This is a genomic window from Streptomyces geranii (genome assembly GCF_002954775.1).
GTDB lineage: Bacteria > Actinomycetota > Actinomycetes > Streptomycetales > Streptomycetaceae > Streptomyces > Streptomyces geranii.
On record NZ_PJME01000011.1, the window covers coordinates 218,680 to 224,679 of the forward strand.

The window sequence follows — 6,000 nt, forward strand, 5'->3', positions numbered from 1 at the left end:
CTTCCCGGCGCCGCCCGCCGACGACGCAACCTTGCGAAAGCTGCCCTTCCCGGATACGGCCTCCCCTGCGTCGCCCGTCGAGGAAACAGCCTTCCCAGTGCGGCCCTCCCCAGACGCGACCCTCCCAGTGCCGCCCGCCACAGAGCCAGCCTCCCCAGTACTGCCCGCCAAAGACTCCGCCTCCCCAGTGCTGCCCTCCGAGGCCGCGTCCCTCCCGGTGCCGCCCACCGACGAACCCGCCGTCCCGGCGCTGCCCGCCCCGGACGTCGCCTTCGAAGCGCGGCCCGGCCCGGACGCCTCCCCAGAGCCAGCCCCCGCCGAAGCCTCCGCCGTCTTCCCAGCCCCGGCCGCCCCTCTCGCCACCCCGGAGGCAGCCTTACCGACCACCCCGGAGGCAGCCTTCCCGACCACCGCAGGCGCAGCCTTCCCGACCGCCCCAGAGACAGCCCTCCCCGGCGGCTCAACCTCGACCGCCGAGCCGGGTCGGGGCTCCTGCCCGGTCTCACCGGCGGGGCCCGCGGGCACCCTCTTCACCGGCCCGGTCACCTTCTTGGCGGCCTTCTTCACCGACATCACCTCTGCCGCTTTCTACGCATTCCGGCCCCCACCAGTGACCTGTTCGCCCACAGCGGAATCACGCCGTGCGGCCACCCGTCCAGCCCCCTCGGCCTGTGCTCTCACCGGCGATTTGGACACCCGGCCAGCCTAGAGCCCGGCACTGACATCCGCCCCGGACCCTGGAGATCGGCGCCCAATTGGCCCCCTGCCGCACTGCGCGGCACACCTGTGCGGCATCCTTGTGACAGATCACACTGTTTGGACCGTCCGGCAAGATGGGGAGCACGGTCCCCGGTAACCGGGGAGCAAGATCCCCTGAGCAGGTCGACAAGGAGAGAACTCGTGGACGACGTTCTGCGGCGTGCCCCGCTCTTCGCGGCACTCGATGACGAGCAGGCCGCGGAGCTCCGCGCCTCCATGAGTGAGGTGACCCTCGCGCGCGGTGACGCCCTGTTCCACGAGGGCGACCCGGGAGACCGGCTCTACGTGGTCACCGAGGGGAAGGTCAAGCTCCACCGCACCTCCCCGGACGGCCGCGAGAACATGCTGGCCGTCCTCGGCCCCGGCGAGCTGATCGGCGAGCTGTCGCTGTTCGACCCGGGCCCGCGCACCGCCACGGCCACCGCGCTGACCGAGGTCAAGCTGCTCGGCCTCGGCCACGGCGACCTCCAGCCCTGGCTGAACGCCCGCCCCGAGGTGGCCGCCGCGCTCCTGCGCGCCGTCGCCCGGCGGCTGCGCAAGACCAACGACCAGATGTCCGACCTGGTCTTCTCCGATGTGCCCGGCCGCGTCGCCCGCGCCCTGCTCGACCTCTCGCGCCGCTTCGGCGTGCAGTCGGAGGAGGGCATCCACGTGGTGCACGACCTGACCCAGGAGGAGCTGGCGCAGCTCGTCGGCGCCTCCCGCGAGACGGTCAACAAGGCGCTCGCCGACTTCGCGGGCCGCGGCTGGCTGCGCCTGGAGGCACGGGCCGTGATCCTGCTGGACGTGGAGCGCCTCGCGAAGCGGTCGCGCTAGCCGGGGTCGCCTGCCGGCTGGGCCGTCCGTCAGCCGGGGCGTCTGCAGGCCGGGGCATCCATAGGTGCTGTCGTCCACAAGTACTGTCGTCCGTAAGTGCTAGAGGGGCCCTGCCGAACGGCGGGGCCCCTTTGGCGTTCACCGGTTACCGGGTTCATCCGATTACCCGGTAACAGGGTTCACCGGGGCGGGGGCCGTGCGGTGACGAGAACTCCATGAACGGAACGGAATCAAGGGGTGGATGGCCATGCACCAGGACAGAGCGCCCGAGTCGGTCTGGACGGCGCCGGAGCCCGCGAAGCGCCGCCTGCGGCTGTTCCGCCGGGACCCGGAGGCGCAGACGCTGTGGCAGTCCGAGTTCGAACAGCGGGACCTGGGCGAGCCGCTGGGCGTGTGGGCGACGGACGACGCCTTGGTCCTGGCCCGCTTCGACCGCGTCGCGGCGTACGCGCCGGAGACCGGTGAGCCCGGCTGGACCTGGCAGCCGCCGGGCCGGGACGTGATCGTCCGGGTGGCCCAGGACCCGCAGGACGGCCTGGGCGTCGTCCTGCACCACGACGACGGCGCGCGGAACGCCGAGCACGTCCGTCTCACCGCCCTCGACCTCGCCTCCGGGGACGTGGTCTGGTCGCGCGAGCAGCCGAAGGACGGGCTGGGCAGCGTCCACACGGACCACACGCGCGAGGTGGCGATCGGCGGCGGCCGGCTGACGACCGCCCCCGTCTGGAAGGCGGACGCCCAGGGCTGGAAGGGCAACTCACCGCCGTTCGTCCGGTGCCTCGACGCGCGCACCGGCGCCCTCCAGTGGGAGCGGCAGCTCCCGGACCACTGGGGCGACTCGTTCTCCGTCCTGGCGGCCGACCCCCCGGTCCTGGCCGTCGCCAACCGCGGGAAGCGCTCCCGGCCCCGGCTGTACGTGGTGCGCGAGAGCGGCGAGTGGTACGTCGAGCTGCCCGACGGCTACAAGGACTTCGGCCCCGCCGTGGCGGTCGTCGGCGACACCCTCGTCGTAGGACTGGAGCCGGACGAGCCCGCGGGCGACGACGACAAGAGCGCCGACGCGCTCGTCCACGCCTACTCCGTGGCGACCGGCGAACGGCTCTGGGAATGGCGTACCGACCACGGCCGTACGCTCCACCCGCTCGCCCACCGCGGATACGTCATGGTCGGCAACGGCTACGGCAGCCGCGTGACCGTCCTCGACCCCGTCGACGGCCGGGTCGTCGCGGAGCGCCGACTGCCCGGCTTCAGCTACCGCGCGCGGTACGCCGCCTGGGACGACCGGCTGGCCGTGGTGTGCCACGCGCTGAGCGAGACCCGCCGGGTGCGCGTGTTCCGCTGGAAGTGACGTGACATAGGGAGACCGGGACGGGGATACGGATACGCCTGGGGATGCGGATGCGGACACGAATGGGGAAAGTCCCGGTCAAGGGGCTGGACGAGCAGGGGTTCATCGTCCGTGAGGGATCTCTCGCGCGCGTGCCGCCCGTTTTCCGGCCCGTGGTCGACGCGGCCCGTGCCCGGGTGCACGGCGTCTTCGGGGACCGGCTGCACAGCGCGTACCTCTACGGGTCGATCCCGCGCGGCACCGCGCGCGTGGGCGTCAGCGACCTGGACCTCCTGCTGGCGCTGGGCGAGGAGCCCACCGAGGCGGACCGGGCGGCGGCCCAGGCACTGGACGAGGCGCTCGATGCCGAGTTCGGGCAGATCGACGGCGCCGGCACGCTGCTGGTCTCGCGGGCGCAGGTGCTGAGCGACCTGGAGCGGCACGACCTGGGCTGGTTCCTGGCCTGCCTCTGCACGCCCCTTCTGGGCGAGGACCTGGCCGCGCACCTCCCCCGCTACCGCCCCGACTCCCTCCTCGCCCGCGAGACCAACGGCGACCTGCCCCTGTGCCTCCCGCGCTGGCGGCGCCTGATCGCGGAGGCGACGGCCCCGGGGGCGCCGGAGGGGGACGTACGCGTGCGCGTGCGGGGCATTTCGCGCCGGCTGGTGCGTACGGGCTTCACGCTTGTGATGCCCCGGTGGCAGGGCTGGACCAGCGACCTGGAGGAGATGGCCGGGGCGTTCGCCTCGTACTACCCGGAGTGGGGCCCCCGGATGGCTGAGGCGGCGGCACTGGGCCTGCGGCCGACGGACGATCCGGCGGTCCTGCGGTCGTTCCTGCACACGCACGTGGAGGAGCTGGGCGGCTGGCTGGCCGAGGAGTACGCACGCGTGCACGGCGTCAAGGCACCGCGGCCCACGTGAACCGCCCGCCGGACAGGCCCTAGATGAGTCCGTGTTCGCGCAGGTACTCCAGCTGGGCGCGTACGGACAGTTCGGCGGCCGGCCACAGGGAGCGGTCGACGTCCGCGTACACGTGGGCGACGACCTCCGAGGGGGCGGTGTGGCCGTTCTCGACGGCCGTCTCGACCTGGGCGAGGCGGTGGGCCCGGTGGGCGAGGTAGAACTCGACGGCGCCCTGGGCGTCGTCGAGGACGGGCCCGTGGCCCGGCAGGACGGTGTGCACGCCGTCGTCCACCGTCAGCGACCTCAGCCGCCTCAGGGAGTCCAGATAGTCCCCCAGGCGGCCGTCAGGATGGGCCACCACGGTCGTTCCGCGCCCCAGGACGGTGTCCCCGGTCAGGACGGCCCGATCGGCCGGGAGATGGAAGCACAGCGAGTCCGCGGTGTGCCCCGGCGTCGGTACGACCCTCAGCTCCAGCCCGCCGACGGTCACGACGTCCCCGTGCCCGAGCCCTTCGTCCCCCAGCCGCAGGGCCGGATCGAGCGCCCGCACGTTCGTGCCAGTCAGCTCGGCGAACCGTCCGGCGCCCTCCGCGTGGTCCGGATGCCCGTGCGTGAGCAGCGTCAGCGCGACCCGCTTGCCGACCTTCTCCACGGTGTCGACGACATGCCTGAGGTGTACGTCGTCCAGGGGCCCCGGGTCGACGACGACGGCCAGTCCGGAGTCGGGCTCGGAGACGATCCAGGTGTTCGTGCCGTCGAGGGTCATCGCGGAGGCGTTGGGCGCGAGGACGTTGACCGCGCGCGCGGTGGCGGGCCCCGAGAGAACCCCGCCACGCGGCTGGCCGGGGAGGGCGGCGGCTTCTGTCATGCGGGGCACCTGCCAGAGGGGAGGGGAGGGTGATTGCGGTGTTGTCGTCGTCAGTGCGGTGCTGTCGTCTTCACCGCGGTGCTGTCGCCGTCATACGGGCGTTTCCCCGATACGGATCCGCTTCGTGAACTCCTCGTGCCCCGGCCAGGCCAGCACGATCTCGCCGTCCGTCAGGCTGGCCCTGGCCAGAACGGGCGTCAGGTCGCGCTCCAGGGACCCGGTGAGGGCCCCGGCCGCGCTGTCGTACGGGGCCAGCGCGCGCAGCGTCGCGATCGTGGGCGGCATCATCAGCAGCTCGCCCTTGTCGTACGAGGCCGCCGCGACCGCCGGTTCGATCCATACCGTGCGGTCCGCCTCCGTGGAGGCGTTGCGCGTGCGCTGCCCCTCCGGGAGGGCTGCCACGAAGAACCAGGTGTCGTAGCGGCGGGCCTCGAACTCCGGGGTGATCCAGCGGGCCCACGCCCCGAGGAGGTCGGAGCGGAGCACCAGTCCGCGGCGGTCCAGGAACTCGGCGAACGACAGCTCGCGGGCGACCAGGGCGGCGCGGTCCGCCTCCCAGTCGTCGCCCGTGGTGTCGCCGACCACGGAGTCGGCGGACGGGCCCGCGAGCAGGACGCCCGCCTCCTCGTACGTCTCCCGTACGGCGGCGCAGACGACCGCCTGGGCCTCCTGGGCGGACGTCTCGTCGTCGCCCAGGCCGAGCCGGGACGCCCACCACGCGCGCGTGGGGCCCGCCCAGCGGACGAGGTGGTCGTCGTCGCGCGGGTCGACTCCGCCGCCGGGATACGCGTACGCGCCCCCGGCGAAGGCCATGGAGGCGCGTCTGCGCAGCATGTGGACGGCGGGGCCGGTGTCGGTGTCCTTGAGGAGCATGACTGTGGCCGCGCGCTTGGGGGTGACCGGGGTGAGGGTGCCTTCGGCGAGCCCGCGGATGAGGTCCGGCCACTCCGGTGGGTACCACTGCCCGTTTGCCATGGGCGGAGGTTATCCGGTGGGGGGCACATGTTCGAGGCCCCGATTTTCCTCGCCCCCGCCGCCCCTACCCGTCCCATCCCCGGGGGCTGCCGCCCCCGGACCCCCGCTTGTCCTCAAGCGCCGGACGGGCTGGAGGGTGCCGGGCCTGGGCTGCAGGGTGCCGGTCCCGGGGGTGGGTGGGTAAGCAGGGGTGGGTGGGCGGGAAAATCGGCCTGGACGGCCTCGTCCTCAAACGCCGGACGGGCTGAAGAACCAAGCGCCGGCCTGCACCATTTGCAGCACAGGCCGGCACCCCTCAGCCCGTCCGGCGGTTGAGGACGAGCGCGGTCAGCGCGATACGGGGGTTCGGG

Annotated in this window: 5 protein-coding genes; 3 read left to right on the top strand and 2 right to left on the bottom strand. The window is 73.2% G+C overall.

From position 1 onward, the window contains the following. Nucleotides 1-900 precede the first annotated feature (900 nt). The 3 genes from CW359_RS18160 (at nt 901) to CW359_RS18170 (ending at nt 3,825) form a co-directional block, all read left to right on the top strand. Nucleotides 901-1,575, top strand: a complete 675-nt coding sequence (locus tag CW359_RS18160) for a Crp/Fnr family transcriptional regulator (protein WP_006382668.1) — start codon at nt 901-903, stop codon at nt 1,573-1,575. A 247-nt stretch (nt 1,576-1,822) separates the two neighbouring features. Beyond that, the gene (locus CW359_RS18165; RefSeq protein WP_157968567.1) at nt 1,823-2,923 is read left to right on the top strand and encodes an outer membrane protein assembly factor BamB family protein; all 1,101 of its coding nucleotides are present in this window, start codon (nt 1,823-1,825) and stop codon (nt 2,921-2,923) included. 62 nt (nt 2,924-2,985) lie between these two features. Continuing rightward, on the top strand, nt 2,986-3,825 hold the full coding sequence (locus CW359_RS18170) for a nucleotidyltransferase domain-containing protein (protein WP_105970984.1): 840 nt from the start codon (nt 2,986-2,988) through the stop codon (nt 3,823-3,825). A gap of 19 nt (nt 3,826-3,844) precedes the next feature. Here CW359_RS18170 and CW359_RS18175 read toward each other — a convergent pair whose 3' ends face one another. Continuing rightward, nucleotides 3,845-4,675 carry an MBL fold metallo-hydrolase gene (locus tag CW359_RS18175; RefSeq protein ID WP_105970985.1) on the bottom strand — a complete coding sequence of 277 codons (831 nt, stop codon included), beginning with the start codon at nt 4,673-4,675 and terminating at the stop codon, nt 3,845-3,847. A gap of 90 nt (nt 4,676-4,765) precedes the next feature. Further along, nucleotides 4,766-5,650, bottom strand: a complete 885-nt coding sequence (locus CW359_RS18180) for an NUDIX hydrolase (protein ID WP_105970986.1) — start codon at nt 5,648-5,650, stop codon at nt 4,766-4,768. Between the last annotated feature and the right edge of the window lie 350 nt (nt 5,651-6,000).

Coding starts and splice junctions, on each gene's coding strand:
- CW359_RS18165 (WP_157968567.1), top strand. CDS start 1,823: ATGCACCAGGACAGAGCGCCCGAGTCGGTCTGGACGGCGCCGGAGCCC.
- CW359_RS18170 (WP_105970984.1), top strand. CDS start 2,986: ATGGGGAAAGTCCCGGTCAAGGGGCTGGACGAGCAGGGGTTCATCGTC.
- CW359_RS18175 (WP_105970985.1), bottom strand. CDS start 4,675: ATGACAGAAGCCGCCGCCCTCCCCGGCCAGCCGCGTGGCGGGGTTCTC.
- CW359_RS18180 (WP_105970986.1), bottom strand. CDS start 5,650: ATGGCAAACGGGCAGTGGTACCCACCGGAGTGGCCGGACCTCATCCGC.